Source organism: Niveispirillum cyanobacteriorum, from assembly GCF_002868735.1.
In the GTDB taxonomy this organism is placed as follows: domain Bacteria; phylum Pseudomonadota; class Alphaproteobacteria; order Azospirillales; family Azospirillaceae; genus Niveispirillum; species Niveispirillum cyanobacteriorum.
The window spans coordinates 2,053,237-2,072,040 of record NZ_CP025611.1 but is presented as its reverse complement, the minus strand read 5'-3'; the positions used below and the strand labels follow the sequence as shown (position 1 = coordinate 2,072,040).

Here is an 18,804-nt window from a genome sequence, read left to right as displayed (position 1 = left end):
GACATCGGCGCGTCGATCCTTCCTGGCGTCATGACCAGTATCTGACCCGCCTGGGCCGGCTGCGTTTCGCGGCACGCTTGGGCGGAACCGGACCCGTATCGGGTCCGGCAAAAGCCATTTCACCCTCTGACATCCCCCGCTTCATGCCGCCTCGGAGTCCATGATGACCGAGAAGATCGCCCGATTCTTCGCTGAACAGACCCCCTCCACCCCGTGCCTGGTCGTAGACCTGGATGTCGTCGCCGACAATTACGGCAAGCTGGCGACGGCCATGCCCGACAGCCGCATCTTCTACGCGGTGAAGGCCAACCCGGCGCCGGAGATTCTGCGTCTGCTGGTGGAGAGCGGTTCCTGCTTCGACACCGCGTCCGTCCCGGAAATCCAGTATTGCCTGGAAGCCGGCGCCACGCCGGACCGCATCTCGTTCGGCAATACCATCAAGAAGGCCGGTGACATTCGTATCGCCCATGAACTGGGCATCGATCTTTTCGCCTTCGACAGCATCGAAGAACTGGAGAAGATCGCCGAACATGCGCCGGGCTCCCGCGTTTTCTGCCGCATCCTGACCTCGGGTGAGGGGGCTGACTGGCCGCTGTCGCGCAAGTTCGGGTGTGAGCCGGAGATGGCCCGCGACCTGCTGATCCAGGCCGCAGGTATGAATGTCCGCCCCTATGGCGTGTCGTTCCATGTCGGCAGCCAGCAGCGCGACCTGAAGCAGTGGGACATCGCGCTGGCCACGGCGGGCACCATCTTCCGGGCTTGCGAGGAACAGGGCGTAATCCTGTCCATGGTCAATATGGGTGGCGGTTTCCCCACCCGTTACCTGAAGGACGTGCCGACCAGCCAGGCCTATGGCGAGGCGATCAATGACAGCCTGCGCCGTCATTTCGGCAACCGCCTGCCCGAAACCATCATCGAGCCGGGCCGTGGCATGGTGGGCAATGCCGGCATCATCCAGTCGGAGGTGGTGCTGATCTCCCGCAAGTCCGCTAACGACGACAAGCGCTGGGTCTATCTGGATATCGGCAAGTTTGGTGGCCTGGCCGAGACCATGGACGAGGCCATCCAGTACCCGATCCAGACCGACCGCGACGGCCCCGCCGAAGCCGTGATCCTGGCCGGCCCCACCTGCGACAGCGCCGATGTGCTGTATGAAAAGGCGGAATATCGTCTGCCGACCTCGCTGAAGATCGGCGACAAGGTGACGATCATGGCGACCGGTGCCTACACCACCACCTATTCGGCGGTGAATTTCAACGGCTTCTCGCCGCTGAAGGCTTACTACATCTGATCTTTCCCCCGCTCAAACCGGGTAGAGTTCCTGACGCAAGCCGCCCCGCAAGGGCGGCTTGTGGCATTTTTGTGGCCAGTTGATGGAATTTTGTGCACCATTCGAGCCACTGCGTATTTTTTTTGCAACACCTCTGGGTAATGTTGCACAGCAGCATGCACTGCTTCTAGGCGATCCGGCTGGAAACTCCCATAATCTGCGTGAAATCACCGCCCACCTCCTTCTGGCATCAGATTTGCTGAAGGGGGCAGGGACCCAACCATAAATGCCTCATAAGGAGTGGTTCATGCGTTTCTCCAAGTTCCTCGCCTCCACCGCGATCGCCCTCGCCATGCTGGGCGGCGCTGCTGCCGCGCAGGCTGAAGACGCCCCGTTCACCTTCTCCGGCACGGCCGCTATCACCAGCGACTATGTGTTCCGCGGTTACAGCCAGACCGACAGCGACCCGGCTTTCCAGGCTGGCCTGACCGCCAGCCACGAGAGCGGCTTCTTCGTGTCCGCCTGGGGCTCGAACGTCGATCTGGGCTCCGACGCCGATATCGAGGTTGACCTGATCGCCGGTTACACCAACAGCGTCGATAACCTGACCTACACGGTCGGCGGCTACTACTACACCTATCCGGGTGCCGACGGCTCCGCCGAGTTCGACTATTTCGAGGCTGGCCTGGATCTGGCCTACGCCATCGACAAGGTCACGCTGACCGGTAAGGCCTATTACTCGCCGGAATTCTTCGGTGCTGCCGGTGGCGACGCCTGGTACTTCGCCGGCGGGGCTTCGGTCGCCGTCACCGAAACCGTGTCCGTCTATGGCGCCATCGGCTTCAACGAGCTGGACAACGGCACCGACTACCAGGACTACACCGCCGGCGTGGCCGTGAAGTTCGAGCCGTTCGTGCTGGACCTGAAGTACACCGACACCGACGTGAAGGGCGCCGCTCCGCTGGGCGACGGCCGTTTCGTCGCGACCCTGACCTACGCGTTCTGATAAAGGGCGGGCCTTATCCCGCCTGATCAATCCCAAGTGGTCCAGGTGCGGCCGGTCCCTGTCAAAGGGGGCCGGCCGTTGCTTTTTGGGGAACCTATGCTTTCCCCCCTCTTGCCCGCCAGGGCGTTCGGCGCGAAGATTGGGGCGTGGGAGAAAGGTGCAATCATGTCCATCAGCAGCATCGGTACGGCCCTGTCCGGCGCGCTGGCCCAGACGCAGCGTCTCGCCAACAGCGCCAACAACGTCGCCAACCAGCGCAGCACGGGGGCCATCCCGGCGGCGGACGGTACGGTGCAACCCGGCCAGACCGAGGCCTTTCAGCCGCAAAACCTCAGCCAGACGGCGGTGACAGGTCCCAATGGCCAGGGGCAGGGGACGCGCGTGGTGGCCCGGCCCACGACACCGGCCTATATCCCCGAATATCAACCCGACAGCACGGATGCGAACGAGCAGGGGCTGGTGGCTGCTCCCAATGTCGATCCAGTAACGGAACGGGTTGACCAGATTTCCTCGCTCCGCGCCTTCCAGGCTAATTTGGCCACCATCCGCGCCCAGGATGAGCTGGAACGCAGCGCCATCGACGCGCTGGCCTGATCCGCCCCCACCTTCGGCGCTGCACACTTGCCCGCTGCCCAACACAAAGGCAGGATGCGCGCCATGAAACCGCCATGGCGCACAGGCATGCTGTCTTTTCGCGCCGTCTGAAACCAAAAACAGGACCCCACCATGCTGCGCCGTTCGCTGCTGACGCTCGCCCTGGCCGCCCCGCTGCTGTCCGCCATGCCTGTTGCCGCCCAATCCATCGTGGATTTCTCGGGGCGGGAGCCGATCGTGCTGGATGTGGCCAGCATTGAGGTGGAAAGCGCCTATGCGGCCCCCATGGCCCCGCCCAATATCGACCATCAATTGCCGCTGACCCCGTCGGATGCGGTTCGCCTCTGGGCCTCCACCCGTCTGAAGGCCGGTGGGCCGCAGGGCAAGGCCCGCGTCATCATCAAGGACGCCTCGGTCAAGGAGATTGATCTGGAGCGAACTAAGGGCATCAAGGGTTGGTTCACCAAGGACCAGTCGCAGAAATATGAAGGCAAATTGCAGGTCGATATCGTGGTCGAGGGCACCTCGCGCGGCTTCACCGGCAGCGTGTCTGGTGCCGTCGCCCGCTCCACGACCGTGGCCGAGGATGTGACCCTGGCGCAGCGGGAAAAGACCATGACCGATCTGGTCCGCGATCTTGCCGGCGACCTGGATGTGGAACTGGACAAGTCCATCCGCGCGAACATGTTCCCGGTGATCGTGTTGCAGTAATACCAGATCCCGGTGATTTGAACTCACCGGGATCTGGTTCGGCGGCGACTGCCGCCGCGCGCCACGTGGCGCGTAGCCAAGCCCACGGATGTGGGCGCCGGCGACTGAGGCCCGGTGATCGGTTGCGGTCACCGGGAACTGGTATAAGGGCCTCAGGGCGTGGCCGGTTCGCGCCACGCCTCCACCCGGTTGCGCCCACCATGTTTGGCGGCATACAGCGCCTGATCGGCCCGGTCGACCAGGGCGTCGACGCTGATCTCCCCCGTCACCTCTGCGGCACCAAAGCTGGCCGTGACGTGCAGTACCTGCCCATCGGCCAGCTGTACCGGCGTGTCAGCCAGATCGGCGCGCAGTCGTTCCAGCACCAGCAGTGCCTCGGCCAGATGGGTTTCCTTCAGCAGGATCAGGATTTCCTCGCCCCCCATGCGGAAGGCCTCGTCAATCGCCCGGATACCACGCGTCAGGCAGCCGGCAGCAGCCACCAGCACGCGGTCGCCCGCCTCATGCCCGTAGGTGTCGTTGACCGATTTAAACTTGTCCAGATCGCACAGCGCCACGCAGAAGGGCTGCCCGGTGCGGGCAAAGCGTGCCAACTCGCGTGATACCTCATCGGCCAGACCGGTGCGGTTGCGCAGGCCCGTTAGCGGGTCGATGCCGCTGCCAGCGACAGAGAGGGCGCGTTCGATGCGCCGGCATTGCTGAATGAACTCATCAAACTTCTCCAGCACAGCCTTATAGGTGGCGTAATCGGGCGCATCCCCCTCTGCCGCGCGCATCAGGGTCAGGCGGCCCATGCGGTGTAACTGATCATGCAGTTGCACCAGCCGGTCAAAGGCCGGTTGATGGGCCACGCTGCCGCGCTTCACCCGCGCCACCCAGGCGGCGAAGCCCTTGGGCTCCGGTGCTGCGTCCGGTCCCGTCAGGCCGCTGTCGCGGGTGAACAGGGCCGCCTTGTGCCATTGCGTCAGCCAGCGCAGATGTTCATCCACCACGCCGGACAGGCCGGCGACGATGGCGGATGCGCTGCTGCCGCTGGCAGGCGGGGTCATTCACTGTCCCCCGCCTGCCACACCCATTTGCGCCGCGCCTCGGCCAGGGTGCCGGTGATGATGGCCGCACGGATATCACGCATCAGTCGGTTCATGGTGTGGACATTGTGCATGGTCAGCAGCTGCATGCCCAGCATCTCCTCCGCCTTCAGCAGGTGGTGGATATAGCCACGGCTGGCCGTGCGGCAGGCGTAACAGCCGCATTCGGCATCGATGGGGGTGTCATCATCCTTGAACCGCGCATTGCGCATGTTCAACCGCTCGCCCTTCACGCCCGGTGCCAGGGCCCAGCCATGGCGGGCGATTCGCGTCGGACTGACACAGTCGAACGTGTCGATGCCGAGCGCCACGCCCTCAAAAATATCGACAATGCCGCCAATGCCCAGAAGATGGACAGGCCGGGTGGGGTGAACATGCGCCATGGCCATGCCCACCACATCATGCATCTGTTCGCGCGTGGCCCCCAGACAGCCGCCGACGGCGGTGGCAAAGAAATCCTGGTTCGCGACGATCTCCGCACTCTCCTTGCGCAGGTCCGGATAGACCCCGCCCTGGACAATGCCATACATGGCCTGGGGCAGGCCGTTGGCCGAGATGCCGCCAAATTCCTTGAACGCGGTCAGCGACCGGTCGCCCCAGCGGTGGGACATCTTCATCGACCGGGCGGTATATTTCCGGTCCACATGGAAGGGCGTGCATTCATCCAGCTGCACCACGAAATCGGGGCCCAGCTTGCGCTGAATATCAATCGACTTTTCCGGCGTCAGGAACAGCTTTTCCCCGTTGGTATAGGAGCGGAAGGTCGCCCCCTCCTCGGTGATCTTCAACAGGGTCTTCTCGCGCGTCGTGGTCCGCCGCCCCTTCACCTCATCCGCCACCGACCCATGGCCCATGGCAAAAATCTGATACCCGCCACTGTCGGTCAGCATCGGCCCATGCCAGTTCATCATCTTATGAAGCCCACCCAGCTTGGCCACCAGATCGGCGCCCGGCTGGATCATCAGATGATAGGTATTGGCCAGGATGATGTCGGTCTTCTCGTCGCGCATCTGCTCCGTCGTCAGCCCCTTGATGGCCGCCTTGGTACCGCAGAAAATGAAATTCGGCGTCTGGATGGCACCATGCGGCGTGGACAGCGTGCCAATGCGCGCCTTGCTGCCCGCCGGGTCACGGTGCGTGATGTCGAAGGAAAAACCGGGGTAGGAGATGGCCATGGTGTGAATAACCGTAGGGTATCGCTGAAGATCAAGCCCCTGGGTATGGGGGAGTCAACCGCACTTGTACAGGGGCTGCCCGCGAATAGCAGGCAGGAAGGGGCGAGGGCCATCAGCGCGGCCACGTAGCCGGGTCGCGGTGGTTATGGGCACAGGCCAGAATATAGACGGCGTCCGGTTCGATCCGAAAGAAAAGGGCGTAGGGGAAGCGCCGAAGCAGCGCGCGCCGCAATCCCGCATGACTAAGCGGGAACGCCCGGGGATTTTCAGCAAGACGGAGGATCAGTTTATCGACTTCCGTGAGGAAAAGCGTTCCCAGCCCCTCCACCTGCTGATCATACCAGCGTCGGGCCGCATCCATTTCTGCCCGCGCCTGTGGCAGTACCAGGACGCGTACCATCAGTGGCGGTCGGCCTGGAGTGCGGTTAGCACCTGCTCCCACGGTTCCGCCTGACCGCGCATCTCTTCAAAATCGGCGTTCCGTCGCTCCAACTCTGCCTTCCAAGCCGGCGAAAGCGGAACGTCCGCTGCGTCCAGGCTGTCACACAGCTCGGCGATCAGGTCGAGCTTTTGCTGGGCGGAAAGCTGCTTCATGTCGATCAGGGACATGGGTCTTGTCCTTCGCTGCAAGCCGTCCAGAAGAAAATGGCGGCTTTTGCCCCTCTTGGGAAGTGGTTGTTCTCGCAACTTCCCTGTAGGTGGCTAGTCGTCCGCCACGGTAAATCGGGATTTCAGATATTCCACTGTTGTTCGCCATTTTGGCGTGATTGGCCGGCAAACGGTGTTCTGATTGCCGAAAAGGCCGATAACCTTGATCGCCTAACGCTGCACCCCGCCCGCAATAAACATGGCACCTGCCTGTTCAAGCGCCCGAAGGGTCCGTTTCACAATGTCCGTTGACACCTTGGCCGTTCCGCCCACCGCCTTGCAGGCGGCGCGGAGCTGTTCGGCGGTCACCGGCTCCGGCGTGGCGGAAAGGATCGTGTCCATTGGGTGATGTTAACCGCAATCGGCAGGCTGCTCAATCACACCACCACCCCATCCACCCGCCGCACCATGCGCCGCGACAGGTACATGAAGGGCGTGTCCAGGATCGACAGCGCCACCCGCATGCCATAGGTGCCCAGGATATAGGTGTAGAGCAGCGCCTCCCAACCGACTGGATCGGGCGCGAAGACGACCCAGGCCAGGACGGAGAAGATCACGTTATCGACCAGGGATGACAGCATGGTGCTGCCATTGTTGCGCAGCCAGAGATGGCGATCGCCGGTGGCACCGCGGATGCGCTGATAAACCCAAACGTCGAACAGTTGGCTGGTCAGATAGGCCGTCATGCCCGCCGCGAACAGGGCGGGGGCGGGGGTGAAGATGGCGGCGATATGGTCCTGCATGGGCAGGGCCCATGCCATGTCGGCACCCGCCTGTTCTGCCGTCATGGGGCGGTAGCCCAAGGTGATGACCATGAACAGGGTGAACAGAAGATAGGCCGCAAAGGACAGAAACACGGCCTTGCGCGCCGCATCGCGCCCGTAATGTTCGGTCAGGATGTCGGTGGCCAGATAGGTGGAGCCGAACAGGACGGTGCCCATGGCCACCGGATGGTCATAGAAACCGAACTGCACCGCCTTCAACACCTCCACATTCGCCGCGATCACGGCGGTGGCGATGTAGAGATAAAGTCCCGGTGCCCCGAACAGCCGCACCATCACCAGGATCGTGCCGAAGCAGAACAGGGCCTGGCACAGCAGCAGCGCCTCTGGCGGCACGGCGTTCAGAAAGGCGATCAGATCGGCGGGTGACAGCGACATGGAGACGGTCCCGAAAGGCGGGCGGAAGAAAGCACAGAACCACAAACGGCAGCGGCCCCGCGAAACGACCCGAACGGGTGTCTCGCGGGGCCGACGATACCGTCAGCAGCGATACTGGAACCGACAGACGCCGATCAGGCGGCGGTCTTGGCGGCCAGGACCTTCTGGATCTGCTTCTTCACCTTGCGGGCATCCACGTCCAGCTTGGCGTCAGCGATATCCAGCAGAGCGGCGTCCAGGCCACCCTTGTGTTCGATGGTGCGGATGCCGTTGGTCGACAGGCGCAGGCGGACCATGCGGCCCAACGCGTCGGACATCAGCGAGGTTTCCTGCAGGTTCGGCAGGAAGCGCCGGCGGGACTTGTTGTTGGCGTGGGAGACGTTATTGCCGGTCTGCACACCCTTGCCGGTCACGGCGCACTTGCGGGACATGGAACACCTATTCTCTTGCTGCTGGCGGCCACGGAACCAGAACCGGGGCGCACCTAAGACGAAAAAGACCTTGCCGGTCAGGGTCTCCCCCAACCAACGAAGCCGCGTTGATAAACGAGGGGGGGAGCAGAGTCAAGCCCAAGGGCGGGGGCGGAGAGTAGCATTTCCGCCATGCGGCAGCGGCGGTGCCCCCTTTCGCGCCGTGCCCTTTCCTTATAGGATGAGTGCGGTCTTTTCCAGCCTGGACGCCATCCCATGGTCGATACACGCATGAACCCCTCTTCCGCCGGCCCCACGGGCCTGGGTGGCAGCGTTGTTGAGGGTGGCGGGCGGCGTGGCGTCCTGCCCATCTCCGGCCCCGGCGGGCGGCCCATTCCCATGGGACGGCCCGGCAACCGCTGGCCCAATGCCAAGGAACTGGCGGCGTTGATCGTGGATGGCATGCTGCGCCTGCCGGCCCGGTATCGCCGGGGCATGTATCTGGACGTGCTGACCTAAGCCACCATCTTGCCACGCCTTGCCCTTTACCAGCCCGACATTCCGCAGAATGCCGGCACCCTGATGCGTCTGGGCGCCTGTACCGGCGTCGGGCTGGACATTATCGAACCCTGCGGCTTCATCCTGGATGACAAGCGCATGAGGCGCTCTGTCATGGATTATGCCGACCATGCCGACGTCACCCGCCATGTCAGTTGGGCCGCGTTTCAGGCCCAGCGGCGCGGACGTCTGGTCCTGCTGACCACGCGGGCCGCCGTGCCGTACACCCAGGTGACGTATCAGCCGGACGATATCCTGCTGCTGGGCCGGGAAAGTGCGGGCGTGCCCGATGATGTGCATGATGCTGCCGACCTGCGTGTGCTGATCCCCATGCGGCCGGGCACACGTTCGCTCAACGTCGCCATCGCGGCTTCCATGGTATTGGGTGAAGTGTTAAGGCAGGTTGACACTCCGGAGCGTCAAACAATCATTTCCAGCGGGGACGGGAAGGGTTAAACCGTTAAGACCCGTGCCTCTGTCCCCCGGACCCGCCCATGCCGACACCGCTGCCGCCGCCCGACATCCTGGCCGACCGTCAAGCCCAGGCGAAAGCCTGGTTTGAAAGCCTGCGTGACCAGATCTGTGCCGCGTTCGAACGGCTGGAGGATGAACTGGCCAGCGGCCCGCATGCCGGCCTGCCCGCCGGGCGATTCGAGCGCAAGGAATGGGACCGTCCCAACCATGATGGCGGCGAAGGTGGCGGCGGCGTGATGAGCGTGATGAAGGGCCGCGTGTTTGAGAAGGTGGGGGTGAACGTCTCCACTGTCCACGGCACCTTCTCGCCTGAGTTTCGCGCCTCCATCCCTGGTGCCGGCGGCGACGGGCGTTTCTGGGCAAGCGGGATCTCTCTGGTGGCTCATATGCAAAGCCCGCTGGTGCCGGCGGTGCATATGAATACGCGTATGCTGGTAACCAGCCAGAACTGGTTCGGCGGCGGTGCCGACCTGACGCCCATGTTCCTGGAGGGTGTTCAGACCGAAGAGGACAAGGCCGATTTCCACGCCGCCCTGAAGGGGGCGTGCGATGCGCATGGCGATGATTACTATGCCAAGTATAAGGAATGGTGCGACCGCTACTTCTTCCTGCCGCACCGGAACGAGCCGCGCGGTGTAGGCGGCATCTTCTATGATCAGCTCGATACCGGCGATTGGGCGGATGACTTTGCCTTCACCCGCGCCGTGGGCAAGGCCTTCCTGGAAGTCTATCCCCGCATCGTGGCGCGGCGCATGCACCAAGAATGGAACGAAGCACAGCGTGATCATCAGTTGATCCGCCGGGGCCGCTATGTCGAATTCAACCTGCTGCATGACCGCGGCACGCTGTTCGGGCTGAAAACCGGCGGCAATATCGAGGCCATTCTGATGTCCATGCCGCCGGAAGTGAAGTGGCCGTAAACCCCATGGACATGATGCTTGAACAAAGGGTTATCGCTGGACATCCGATCCTGCTGGTCCGGCATGGGCAGACGCATTGGAATGTCGCCGCCCGCTGCCAGGGGCAGATGGACAGCGACCTGACGGAACGGGGCCGCGCCCAGGCCGATCAGGTTGGTGCCATCCTGAAGCGGTTGATGGCGGATATCCCCCACTGGCGCGATACGGTGCGGCTGGTGTCCAGCCCGTTGGGCCGTACACAGGAGACGACGCGCATCATAAACCGCCATCTGGACCTGCCCGTCACGCTGGACGCGCGCCTTGCCGAAGTGTCATTCGGTGACTGGGAAGGCATGACACGGGCAGAGATTGAGTCGGCCAACCCCTGGCTGGCCGATCATGGCCCCCATGGCTGGCAGTTCCACGCCCCCAATGGGGAACGGTATGAGGGCGTGCGTGAGCGGCTGCTGGGCTTCGTCACCGAGGTCGACCGCCCCACCATAGCAATTTCGCATGGGATGAGCGGCCGCATCCTGCGCGCCCATTATGCCGGTCAGGATCAGGACACTGCCTGCCGCCTGCCTGTGCCGCAGGACCGGGTTTTCCGCCTGTCGCGCGATGGGGTGGAGGAACTGGCGTAAGGCCGAGGATCAGGCGATCCCAGTTCCCAACCGCCGGATGGCCTCCTCCAGCACCTCGTCCCGCTTGCAGAAGCAGAAGCGGACAAGGTGGGTGGGAGCGTCCACCTCGAAAAAAGCGCTGATCGGGATGGCGGCCACGCCGACCTTTTCCGTCAGATGCTGACAGAAGGCCCGGTCATCCATGGCGATGCCGCTGGCCGCCAGATCGACGGTCAGGAAATAGGTCCCCGCACAGGGCAGCACGACCAGACCTGCCGCCCGCAACCCCGCCGACAGCAAATCACGCCGCCGTGCCATATCATCGGCCAGCCCTATGAAATAGGCGTCATCCTTGTTCAGGCCCAGTGCCACCGCATGCTGAAGGTTTGGCGGGGTCGTGAAGGTCAGGAACTGGTGCGCCTTGATGACAGGCGCCAGCAACGGGGCGGGACCCGTGACATAACCGACCTTCCACCCGGTCAGGGAAAAGGTCTTGCCCGCCGACCCGATGCGCAACGTGCGGTCACGCATGCCGGCCAGGGTCATCAGCGGGATATGCTGCCGCCCGTCAAACACCAGATGCTCATACACCTCATCACAAAGGGCCATGGCGTCATGGCGGATAACATGGCGGGACAGCAGGGCCAGTTCGTCTAAGGTCCAGACCTTGCCCGCCGGGTTCTGCGGATTGTTGATCAGGACCAGTTTGGTCTTGTCACTGAACGCGGCTTCCAGATCAGCCTCGGTGAAGGTCCAGCCCGGCGCCTTCATGGTGACGAATCGCGGAATGGCCCCGGCCCGGCGGATGATGGGGGCGTAGCTGTCATAGAGCGGCTGGAATAAAACCACCTCGTCGCCCGGCTCCAGCAGGCCGAACAGGCAGGCGGCCAGCGCTTCCGTTGCCCCGCTGGTCACCAGCGTCTCGGTCGGCCAATCGACCGCCAGACCATAGAAACGGGCATTATGGGCGGCCAGCGCCTGGCGCAGGGCCGGCAGGCCGGGCATGGGCGGATACTGGTTCCAGCCGCTGGTCAGATAGCTGGCGGCGGCCTCCACAATATCGGGCGGGCCATTACCGTCGGGAAAGCCCTGGCCTAGATTGATGGCCTTATGCTGATCGGCCAGCCGCGACATCACCTCGAAGATTGTGGTGCCAAGGGCGGAAAAGGTGCTGTTGCCGGGCTTCATCACGTCATCCGTGTCAGTGGAGAGGGGCATAGCCCTTGGCCCAGAGCGCGAACTGCCCGTCGCGGATCACCTGGGTGCCGACAAAACCGGCCTCATCCATCGCCTTCTTCAGACTGTTCTGCACGAACCCGGTACGGTGCGCCATATACAGGTTCCCCTGTGCCATGGGCAGGCGCCAGCCGAAGATCATGTCGATGGGGGCGATGGGACCGGCGGGCGACAGATAGGCCGGTTCCTCCATTTGGCCCTGGGCCACCAGTTCGGCCACCTGCTGCAGGTCGGGCAGGGTGATCAGGGCGAAAGCACCGGGCTTCAGCACACGTCGGAACTCTGACAGCGCTACCGGCACCTCATGGGGATAGAGGTGTTCAACATTATGGGAGGACCAGACCGCATCCACCGATGCTGACGCAATGCCACTCATATCGGTGATACTACCGACAATGTCGGGCGCCACATCGGGGTCGATGTCATAGCGCAACTCACGCCATTCCCCCGGCGTGAAGAACTGTGCCGGCAGTTTGGCAGGGTCGGCGACGCCGCATCCAACATGCAGCACCACGGGCAATTCATCTGTCATCGCCACTGCACCCTTTCCACACAACCGCCTATCCGGATGGGGCAAAGGTAGAGAATGAAAGGGGCTTTTGGCGATGAAAATCGGTGCCGGTCAGTTGTTGAGCAGGGCCGCCTGCTCCTCCAGCCCGTAATTGCGCATGATGGCCGACAGCCGGCCATTCTCCCGCAGGCGGCGCGTCCCTTCCGCCATGATGCGGGCCAGTTCGACGGAACGCGGGTCACTCAGCGAGAAGCCGACAAACAGGTCGGCATCATCCTTCAGTGACTGGGTCAGGACCTGCTGCTGTATCCCCATGCGCCGCACCTGCCAGCGCAGGACGTTGTGATCATCCAGCAGCATATCGATGCGCCCCGCTGTCAGCATGCGCAACCCCTGCACCAGATGCGAATAGCCAAATCCGCTCAAAACGACAATTCGGTCCGAGTTCTGGATATTCTTATCAACATACTCCTGTAAGGTACCGCCATAATCGTAATCCTTGATCACGCCCAAGCGGAACTGCTCAAAATCCTCTGGCTTGGTGAAAGTGAAGCTCTGCGTGCGGGCCATGACGACGGCGTTGGCGGAATTGCCCTGCGCCAATGCCGGCAGCCGCACGGCACCATCCATGTCCGATGCCATGCCGGGAAGGGCGGTGGCCGTGCCATCCTTGGCCATGCGCTTCATCATCGCGAAATTGACGACGCGATACTCGACCTTGAAGCCAAGCCCTTCAAATATCTCACGAGTCAGGTCGACCATATAGCCCTCCCGCCCATCCGCATCGGGATCGCAGGCATAAGGGCACCAGGGGTCGGACGCGATGATGATGGGGCGTTCCCGCTCCGCCGGTGTCAGGTCACGCGCGCGCGCATCAAACGTCCCGGCCAAAAGAGCCAGGAGCGCGGTAAGGACCGGCAAGGGGTGCACAAGGTGCTTAAAGGGAAAGCGCATGGAGGCAGAATATACGCTGCTCCGTGCCCTAAATCACGCGATGACTTCATGGGTATGAAATAAAGGTGACGCGAAAACGGCCGCTGGATTCCCTTTAAGGGGACCAGCGGCCGTTGCACGCAACAGGATTACTCGGCCGCCTGCGCCACCACAGCCTGCGGCGCGGGCTTCACCCAGCGCAGCACCGGCTTGCGGGCCGCCTGGGTTTCGTCCAGCCGCTTGCGCGGGGTCAGGCGGGGGGCGGCCTGGAAATGGGCCAGATCGCCGGCAATGGCCTTTTGCGCCAGGTGCCGCATGGTCCCGATGAACTGATCCAGCGTCCGCTTGCTCTCCGTCTCCGTCGGCTCGATCAGCAGGGCACCATGGACGACCAGGGGGAAATACATGGTCATCGGGTGGTAGCCCTCGTCGATCATCGCCTTGGCGAAGTCCAGCGGCGTGACGCCGGTGCCCTTTAGGAAGCGATCATCGAACAGCGCCTCATGCATGCACGGACCTTCGAACGAGGCCGACATGACATCCTTCAGGCTGGCCAGCACATAGTTGGCGTTCAGGACGGCATCAGATGCCACCTGACGCAGCCCATCGGCCCCGTGGGACAGCATGTAGGCAAGCGCGCGCACGAACATGCCCATCTGGCCGTGGAAGCCCTTCAGGCGGCCAAATGGCTGTGCCTTCCCGGCATCCTTGGCATGTTCGATCAGGTCGAACCCGTCCTTGCCATGCACAACGAAGGGCAGGGGTGCAAAGGGGGCCAGGGCCTCGGACAGGACCACCGGGCCGGAACCCGGACCACCACCGCCATGGGGGGTGGAGAAGGTCTTGTGCAGGTTGATATGCATGGCGTCCACGCCCAGATCGGCGGGGCGCACGCGTCCGACGATGGCGTTGTAATTCGCCCCGTCGCAGTAGAAATAGCCGCCGGCTGCATGCACCGCGTCGGCGATTTCCTTGATCTGCGGTTCGAACAGGCCGCAGGTATTGGGATTGGTCAGCATGATGCAGGCGACATCGTCGCCCAGCTTGGCCTTCACCGCCTCGACACTGACGCGGCCATTTTCTTCCGCCGGGATCGTGTCCACGGTGAAGCCGCAGAAGGCAGCCGTGGCCGGGTTAGTGCCATGGGCCGACTCGGGCACCAGCACGCGGCGGCGATGGCTTTCACCGCGCGCATCCAATGCTGCATGGATGGCCATCAGACCGCACAGTTCGCCATGGGCACCGGCCCCCGGCGACATGGCGACTGCCGGCATCCCGGTCAGCGTCTTTAGCCAGTAGGCCAGCTGATCGATCAGTTCCAGCGCACCTTGAACCGTTTCAACCGGCTGCATCGGGTGGATGTCGCCGAAGCCCGGCAGACGGGCCATCTTCTCGTTCAGGCGCGGGTTATGCTTCATCGTGCACGAACCCAGCGGGTACATGGTCGTGTCGATGGCAAAGTTCTTTTGGCTCAGGCGCGTGTAATGACGCACCACATCGGGCTCGGCCAACTGCGGCAGGCCGACGCCGGGGCGGGGGGACAGGCCACCCAGGCGGGTCTTGGTGGTCACCGGTTCCGGCAGGTCGACGCCCACGGCACCCGGATTGTCCAGTTCGAAGATCAGCGCCTCTTCCTGCTGCAGCGCCTTGTTGCCGGTAAAGGTGACCACGTCGCCGGTAACCGACACGGAATGGGGGGTGCTGTCGCGACCCTGGCTGTTCATGGCCATCAGAGAACCTCCTCCAGGCCGCGCACCAGCGCGTCCATATCTTCAACGCTGTTGATCTCCGTCGCGGCGATCAGCAGCAGATCGTCCAGCCCTTCAACGTCGGGGTACAGGCGGCTGACCGGCACGCCGGCCAGGATGTCCTTGGCCGCCAGCTTGGACACGATTTTGGCCGCTTTCTTGGGCAGCTTCACGGTGAACTCGTTGAAGAACCCGTCATTGACGACGCTGACACCCTTAATGCCCGACAGCTTGTCGGCCAGCGTCACGGCATTGGCGTGGTTGATGCGGGCAAGGCCAACCAGCCCCTGTTCGCCCAACAGCGACAGGTGGATGGTGAAGGCCAGGGCACACAGGCCGGAATTGGTGCAGATGTTCGACGTCGCCTTTTCGCGACGGATATGCTGTTCACGCGTTGAGAGCGTCAGCACGAAACCGCGCTTGCCATCAGCATCCACCGTCTGACCGCACAGGCGGCCCGGCATCTGGCGCACAAACTTGTCGCGGGTGGCGAACAAGCCGACATAAGGCCCGCCGAAATTCAGGCCATTGCCGATGCTCTGCCCCTCGCACACGACGATATCGGCCCCCATGGAACCGGGGGAGGGGAGCAGGCCCAGCGACACAACCTCCGTCACCACCACGATGACCATCACGCCCTTGGCGTGGGCGGCATCGCAGAGCGCCGTGAAGTCGCGCAGATGGCCGAACAGCGACGGGGTCTGAACCACGACGCAGGAGGTCTCCGCGTCCAGCAATGCGGCCAGATCCTCGGCATTCTTCCAATCCGGGGCCTGGGCGCGGATATCCATGCCCATGATGCCGCAGGTGGTTTCCACCACTTCGCGGTAATGCGGATGCAGACCGCCGGACAGGATCACTTTGTTACGCTTGTTGACGCGTGCGGCCATCAGGACGGCTTCCGCCGTACCCGTTGCGCCGTCATACATAGAGGCGTTGGCCACATCCATGCCGGTCAGCAGCGCCACCTGCGTCTGGAATTCGAACAGATATTGCAGCGTGCCCTGCGTCACTTCCGGCTGATACGGCGTGTAGCTGGTCAGAAACTCACCGCGCAGCAGGATCTGATCGACCGAGGCGGGGACATGGTGCTTGTACGCCCCGGCCCCGACAAAAAATGGCACGGTCGATGCCGTGACATTCTTGGCCGCCAGGCGCGAAAGGTGGCGTTCCACGGCCAGCTCACCCATATGGTCGGGCAGGCCCGCGATCTTGCCCGGCAGCTTGGCATGGTCGGGCACGTCACGGAACAGGGCATCCACGCTGTCCACCCCGATGGTGGCCAGCATGGACGAACGGTCGGCATCGGTCAGCGGCAGGTAACGCATCACAGCCCCTCGGTGAAGGACTTGTAGGCGTCGGCATCCATCAGTGCCTCGAACTGCGCCATGTCCTTGATCGACATCTTGAAGAACCAGCCGTCACCCTCCGGCGCGGTGTTGACCAGCGACGGATCGTCACCCAGGGCGGCGTTGCCCTCCAGAACCGTACCATCGACGGGGGCATAGATTTCCGAAGCGGCCTTTACCGATTCGACCACGGCGGCATCCTTGCCCTGTTCCAGCACCTTGCCGGCATCGGGCACCTCGACGAAAACCACATCACCCAGCGCATTCTGGGCATAATCGGTGATGCCGACGGTGGCGACGCCGCCGTCCAGCTTGATCCACTCATGGTCCTTGGTGAAACGGATGGTCATGGGTCGGTCTTTCGTTTGGGGATAACGTTGGATGGAGGGGCTTCAGCCCTTGAAATAACGGTGCGGTGCGAACGGCATGGCGGCCACCTTGGCCGGCAGCGCCTTGCCGCGGACGATCAGTTGAACCGGCGTGCCGACAGCGGCGGAGCCGGCATCGACATAGCCCATGGCGACGGGGCCGCCGGCGGTGGGGCCGAAGCCGCCGCTGGTGATTTCTCCGATACGGTTGCCGGACAGGTCCTGGATTTCGGTATGCTCGCGCGCCGGGGCCTTGCCTTCGGGCAGGATGCCCACGCGCTTGCGGGCCGGGCCGCCGGCCAGTTGCGCCTGAACCACGGAAGCACCGGGGAAGCCGCCATCGGTCTTGCGGCGCTTGGAGATGGTCCAGGTCAGGGCTGCTTCCACCGGGTTGGTGGTGGTGTCGATATCATGGCCATAAAGGCACAGGCCGGCCTCGAGGCGCAGCGAATCGCGGGCACCCAGGCCGATCGCCTCCACCCCGTCCTGGGCCAGGATCAGGCGGGCCAACTTCTCGGCATCCGCCGCACCCACGCTGATCTCGTACCCGTCTTCACCGGTGTAACCGGACCGGCTGATCTGTACCGGAATGCCGTCGATCATGGCGCTGCGCGCGCTCATGAAACCCATCGTCGCCGCCTGGGGCAGCAGGCGGGCCATGACGGATACCGCCTCCGGCCCCTGCAGGGCCAGCAGGCCGGCATCATCGCCCAGGTAATCGATGCTGATATCGGCAGGCAGCCCGGCCTTCAGATGCGCGAGGTCTTCAACCTTGCAGCCAGCATTGATCACCACATACAGGTGATCCTCGAACCGGGTGACCATCAGGTCATCCAGGATGCCGCCTTCATCATTGGTGAACATGGTGTAGCGGATGCGACCCGGCGCCAGGGCCGCGATATCGCCCGGCACCAGCGCTTCCAGCGCCTGGATCACGGCGTCGATGCTGGCACCCCGCAGACGGACCTGCCCCATATGGGACACATCGAACAGGCCGGCGCGGGTGCGGGTATGCAGATGTTCCTTCAGTACGCCCAGCGGATATTGCACCGGCATGTCATAGCCGGCGAATGGCACCATTTTAGCGCCCAGTTCCACATGCAGATCGTAAAGCGGCGTACGCAGCAGGCTGGTGTCACCCAAGGTGGGGCACTCCCATCAGGACAGGTTTCACCCGTCACGGGGATCGTCCCCGCGGCGGTTGCCCCCCTCTGTCCTGGCCCCTGAGAGATTCGCGTCGCCATTCGGCGTCCACTTACTCCGTCGGTGGGCTGTCGGCCCGGCAAACCGGACCCGCCTGCTTTCCAGATGTGCCTACCCTTCGCGGTCCTTTTGCCTGAGAGTTTCCGGGGGCGGTTGCTCCTTCGGCGCTGGTATCCTGTTTCCAGGTCCCAGTCTCTCCCGCATGGGGTCGTCGGCTGAACGGCGCCAAACTACGCTTTGCGCCGCTGCTGTCAATGTAAAGTCGCGCAGGTGTGACCCTGCGCGATACGCTTACCGGCCTTCATTGGTGTTACGGTTGGCCGCCACTTGCTCCGGTGTCAACTGGAACCCGACCAGCACTTCAAACCAGCGGGCATCCATGGTCTTCGGCACGGGGATGACCTGGGTCAGGGTCTCCTGCGTGTCACTGCCGACCGTCACGCTGGTGGTGAAGGTCTTCTTGGACAGGATGTTGCGGTTCGGGTCGGTAACGGCCACGAAATAGGTGACGGGGATGGTGCCGCCCGATGCACCCTCATTGGCCCGCGCCGTGATCATCACGTTGGCGGCGATGGTGACGGACGTATCGTCATAGCCGCAATTGGCCAGGATGCCCGACAGGATGGCCACACCCTGATCGGTGCGCAGGGTCCCGGCATCGCGCAGCACGCCGACATTGGGGCAGCCGGCCGCCATATGGTCGTTTTCGGCGCATCCGGCCAGGGCGGCAAGCATACCCATGCCGGCAAGAGCGGCCAGGGTCCAGCGGCGGGCTTCTTTCCTGACGTGCAGAACCGGGCTATGGTTGGGCCGGGTGGTCATCATGGGGCTGGTCATCAAACG

23 protein-coding genes and 2 riboswitches are annotated in these 18,804 nt (G+C 63.3%); of the genes, 8 read left to right on the top strand and 15 right to left on the bottom strand.

Annotated features, from left to right (window positions below; translation table 11 throughout):
* Positions 1-163 precede the first annotated feature (163 nt).
* From C0V82_RS09525 to C0V82_RS09510, 4 genes are all read left to right on the top strand, one after another.
* On the top strand, positions 164-1,291 hold the full coding sequence (locus C0V82_RS09525) for a type III PLP-dependent enzyme (RefSeq protein WP_102113347.1): 1,128 nt from the start codon (positions 164-166) through the stop codon (positions 1,289-1,291).
* Between the two features lie 265 nt (positions 1,292-1,556).
* Entirely contained in the window at positions 1,557-2,276 is a 720-nt protein-coding gene (locus C0V82_RS09520; protein WP_102112135.1) for a TorF family putative porin, read from the top strand.
* A 165-nt stretch (positions 2,277-2,441) separates the two neighbouring features.
* On the top strand, positions 2,442-2,870 hold the full coding sequence (locus C0V82_RS09515) for a flagellar basal body rod protein FlgC (RefSeq protein WP_102112134.1): 429 nt from the start codon (positions 2,442-2,444) through the stop codon (positions 2,868-2,870).
* A gap of 132 nt (positions 2,871-3,002) precedes the next feature.
* Complete coding sequence (locus C0V82_RS09510; RefSeq protein WP_102112133.1) at positions 3,003-3,581, top strand: hypothetical protein; 579 nt, start codon at positions 3,003-3,005, stop codon at positions 3,579-3,581.
* A 152-nt stretch (positions 3,582-3,733) separates the two neighbouring features.
* On the opposite strand, the gene C0V82_RS09505 is transcribed toward C0V82_RS09510, so the two are convergent.
* From C0V82_RS09505 to rpmB, 7 genes are all read right to left on the bottom strand, one after another.
* Positions 3,734-4,630 carry a diguanylate cyclase gene (locus C0V82_RS09505; protein WP_102112132.1) on the bottom strand — a complete coding sequence of 299 codons (897 nt, stop codon included), beginning with the start codon at positions 4,628-4,630 and terminating at the stop codon, positions 3,734-3,736.
* Positions 4,627-5,844 (bottom strand): tRNA guanosine(34) transglycosylase Tgt, encoded by a 1,218-nt coding sequence (gene tgt / locus C0V82_RS09500; protein ID WP_102112131.1) that lies wholly within the window; start codon positions 5,842-5,844, stop codon positions 4,627-4,629. The genes C0V82_RS09505 and tgt overlap by 4 nt, the downstream gene beginning before the upstream one ends.
* Positions 5,845-5,956: 112 nt before the next feature.
* Positions 5,957-6,244, bottom strand: coding sequence for a type II toxin-antitoxin system RelE/ParE family toxin (locus C0V82_RS09495; RefSeq protein WP_102112130.1), 288 nt, complete (start codon positions 6,242-6,244; stop codon positions 5,957-5,959).
* A complete protein-coding gene (locus tag C0V82_RS09490) occupies positions 6,244-6,453 on the bottom strand; it encodes an addiction module protein (RefSeq protein WP_102112129.1) in 210 nt (69 codons plus the stop codon). Before C0V82_RS09490 ends, C0V82_RS09495 begins: the two co-directional genes overlap by 1 nt.
* A gap of 210 nt (positions 6,454-6,663) precedes the next feature.
* Complete coding sequence (locus C0V82_RS26840; RefSeq protein ID WP_158659833.1) at positions 6,664-6,834, bottom strand: hypothetical protein; 171 nt, start codon at positions 6,832-6,834, stop codon at positions 6,664-6,666.
* Between the two features lie 35 nt (positions 6,835-6,869).
* Positions 6,870-7,652, bottom strand: a complete 783-nt coding sequence (locus C0V82_RS09480; protein WP_102112128.1) for a queuosine precursor transporter — start codon at positions 7,650-7,652, stop codon at positions 6,870-6,872.
* 134 nt (positions 7,653-7,786) lie between these two features.
* Complete coding sequence (gene rpmB / locus C0V82_RS09475; RefSeq protein WP_054166970.1) at positions 7,787-8,083, bottom strand: 50S ribosomal protein L28; 297 nt, start codon at positions 8,081-8,083, stop codon at positions 7,787-7,789.
* Between the two features lie 255 nt (positions 8,084-8,338).
* Between rpmB and C0V82_RS09470 the strand changes: the two genes are divergently transcribed.
* Genes C0V82_RS09470 through C0V82_RS09455 form a run of 4 tightly spaced genes read left to right on the top strand, consistent with a single transcriptional unit; the run spans position 8,339 to position 10,634 of the window.
* Complete coding sequence (locus C0V82_RS09470) at positions 8,339-8,581, top strand: hypothetical protein (RefSeq protein WP_102112127.1); 243 nt, start codon at positions 8,339-8,341, stop codon at positions 8,579-8,581.
* Between the two features lie 9 nt (positions 8,582-8,590).
* Entirely contained in the window at positions 8,591-9,076 is a 486-nt protein-coding gene (locus tag C0V82_RS09465; RefSeq protein WP_102112126.1) for a tRNA (cytidine(34)-2'-O)-methyltransferase, read from the top strand.
* 38 nt (positions 9,077-9,114) lie between these two features.
* Complete coding sequence (hemF, locus tag C0V82_RS09460; RefSeq protein ID WP_102112125.1) at positions 9,115-10,014, top strand: oxygen-dependent coproporphyrinogen oxidase; 900 nt, start codon at positions 9,115-9,117, stop codon at positions 10,012-10,014.
* A 5-nt stretch (positions 10,015-10,019) separates the two neighbouring features.
* Positions 10,020-10,634, top strand: a complete 615-nt coding sequence (locus tag C0V82_RS09455; protein ID WP_102112124.1) for a histidine phosphatase family protein — start codon at positions 10,020-10,022, stop codon at positions 10,632-10,634.
* Positions 10,635-10,643: 9 nt separating this feature from the next.
* Here C0V82_RS09455 and C0V82_RS09450 read toward each other — a convergent pair whose 3' ends face one another.
* The 8 genes from C0V82_RS09450 to C0V82_RS09415 all read right to left on the bottom strand — a co-directional run bounded on the left by C0V82_RS09450 (position 10,644) and on the right by C0V82_RS09415 (position 18,798).
* Entirely contained in the window at positions 10,644-11,801 is a 1,158-nt protein-coding gene (locus C0V82_RS09450; RefSeq protein ID WP_102112123.1) for an aminotransferase, read from the bottom strand.
* 13 nt (positions 11,802-11,814) lie between these two features.
* The gene (locus C0V82_RS09445; RefSeq protein WP_102112122.1) at positions 11,815-12,381 is read right to left on the bottom strand and encodes a class I SAM-dependent methyltransferase; all 567 of its coding nucleotides are present in this window, start codon (positions 12,379-12,381) and stop codon (positions 11,815-11,817) included.
* Between the two features lie 90 nt (positions 12,382-12,471).
* Positions 12,472-13,281, bottom strand: a complete 810-nt coding sequence (locus tag C0V82_RS09440; RefSeq protein WP_158659832.1) for a substrate-binding periplasmic protein — start codon at positions 13,279-13,281, stop codon at positions 12,472-12,474.
* Positions 13,282-13,442: 161 nt separating this feature from the next.
* Positions 13,443-15,017, bottom strand: coding sequence for an aminomethyl-transferring glycine dehydrogenase subunit GcvPB (gcvPB, locus tag C0V82_RS09435; RefSeq protein ID WP_245924219.1), 1,575 nt, complete (start codon positions 15,015-15,017; stop codon positions 13,443-13,445).
* Between the two features lie 5 nt (positions 15,018-15,022).
* Positions 15,023-16,369 carry an aminomethyl-transferring glycine dehydrogenase subunit GcvPA gene (gene gcvPA, locus C0V82_RS09430; protein ID WP_102112119.1) on the bottom strand — a complete coding sequence of 449 codons (1,347 nt, stop codon included), beginning with the start codon at positions 16,367-16,369 and terminating at the stop codon, positions 15,023-15,025.
* The gene (gene gcvH / locus C0V82_RS09425) at positions 16,369-16,740 is read right to left on the bottom strand and encodes a glycine cleavage system protein GcvH (protein WP_094454173.1); all 372 of its coding nucleotides are present in this window, start codon (positions 16,738-16,740) and stop codon (positions 16,369-16,371) included. Before gcvH ends, gcvPA begins: the two co-directional genes overlap by 1 nt.
* 42 nt (positions 16,741-16,782) lie before the next feature.
* Positions 16,783-17,901: a glycine cleavage system aminomethyltransferase GcvT gene (gene gcvT, locus C0V82_RS09420; RefSeq protein WP_102112118.1), complete on the bottom strand. Its 1,119-nt coding sequence runs from the start codon at positions 17,899-17,901 to the stop codon at positions 16,783-16,785.
* Positions 17,902-17,959: 58 nt separating this feature from the next.
* Positions 17,960-18,072: riboswitch (glycine riboswitch) on the bottom strand.
* Positions 18,073-18,172: riboswitch (glycine riboswitch) on the bottom strand.
* Positions 18,173-18,252: 80 nt separating this feature from the next.
* Positions 18,253-18,798, bottom strand: coding sequence for a hypothetical protein (locus C0V82_RS09415; protein ID WP_102112117.1), 546 nt, complete (start codon positions 18,796-18,798; stop codon positions 18,253-18,255).
* Positions 18,799-18,804: the final 6 nt, after the last annotated feature.

Excerpts from the sequence above, each read along its gene's own strand:
- C0V82_RS09445 (WP_102112122.1), bottom strand. The coding sequence starts at position 12,381 with ATGACAGATGAATTGCCCGTGGTGCTGCATGTTGGATGCGGCGTCGCC.
- C0V82_RS09490 (WP_102112129.1), bottom strand. The coding sequence starts at position 6,453 with ATGTCCCTGATCGACATGAAGCAGCTTTCCGCCCAGCAAAAGCTCGAC.
- C0V82_RS09515 (WP_102112134.1), top strand. The coding sequence starts at position 2,442 with ATGTCCATCAGCAGCATCGGTACGGCCCTGTCCGGCGCGCTGGCCCAG.
- C0V82_RS09520 (WP_102112135.1), top strand. The coding sequence starts at position 1,557 with ATGCCTCATAAGGAGTGGTTCATGCGTTTCTCCAAGTTCCTCGCCTCC.
- gcvPA (WP_102112119.1), bottom strand. The coding sequence starts at position 16,369 with ATGCGTTACCTGCCGCTGACCGATGCCGACCGTTCGTCCATGCTGGCC.
- rpmB (WP_054166970.1), bottom strand. The coding sequence starts at position 8,083 with ATGTCCCGCAAGTGCGCCGTGACCGGCAAGGGTGTGCAGACCGGCAAT.
- C0V82_RS09495 (WP_102112130.1), bottom strand. The coding sequence starts at position 6,244 with ATGGTACGCGTCCTGGTACTGCCACAGGCGCGGGCAGAAATGGATGCG.
- C0V82_RS09470 (WP_102112127.1), top strand. The coding sequence starts at position 8,339 with ATGGTCGATACACGCATGAACCCCTCTTCCGCCGGCCCCACGGGCCTG.
- C0V82_RS26840 (WP_158659833.1), bottom strand. The coding sequence starts at position 6,834 with ATGGACACGATCCTTTCCGCCACGCCGGAGCCGGTGACCGCCGAACAG.
- C0V82_RS09415 (WP_102112117.1), bottom strand. The coding sequence starts at position 18,798 with ATGACCAGCCCCATGATGACCACCCGGCCCAACCATAGCCCGGTTCTG.
- C0V82_RS09450 (WP_102112123.1), bottom strand. The coding sequence starts at position 11,801 with ATGAAGCCCGGCAACAGCACCTTTTCCGCCCTTGGCACCACAATCTTC.
- C0V82_RS09455 (WP_102112124.1), top strand. The coding sequence starts at position 10,020 with ATGGACATGATGCTTGAACAAAGGGTTATCGCTGGACATCCGATCCTG.
- C0V82_RS09480 (WP_102112128.1), bottom strand. The coding sequence starts at position 7,652 with ATGTCGCTGTCACCCGCCGATCTGATCGCCTTTCTGAACGCCGTGCCG.
- C0V82_RS09525 (WP_102113347.1), top strand. The coding sequence starts at position 164 with ATGACCGAGAAGATCGCCCGATTCTTCGCTGAACAGACCCCCTCCACC.
- gcvPB (WP_245924219.1), bottom strand. The coding sequence starts at position 15,017 with ATGAACAGCCAGGGTCGCGACAGCACCCCCCATTCCGTGTCGGTTACC.
- hemF (WP_102112125.1), top strand. The coding sequence starts at position 9,115 with ATGCCGACACCGCTGCCGCCGCCCGACATCCTGGCCGACCGTCAAGCC.
- C0V82_RS09510 (WP_102112133.1), top strand. The coding sequence starts at position 3,003 with ATGCTGCGCCGTTCGCTGCTGACGCTCGCCCTGGCCGCCCCGCTGCTG.
- gcvH (WP_094454173.1), bottom strand. The coding sequence starts at position 16,740 with ATGACCATCCGTTTCACCAAGGACCATGAGTGGATCAAGCTGGACGGC.
- tgt (WP_102112131.1), bottom strand. The coding sequence starts at position 5,844 with ATGGCCATCTCCTACCCCGGTTTTTCCTTCGACATCACGCACCGTGAC.
- C0V82_RS09505 (WP_102112132.1), bottom strand. The coding sequence starts at position 4,630 with ATGACCCCGCCTGCCAGCGGCAGCAGCGCATCCGCCATCGTCGCCGGC.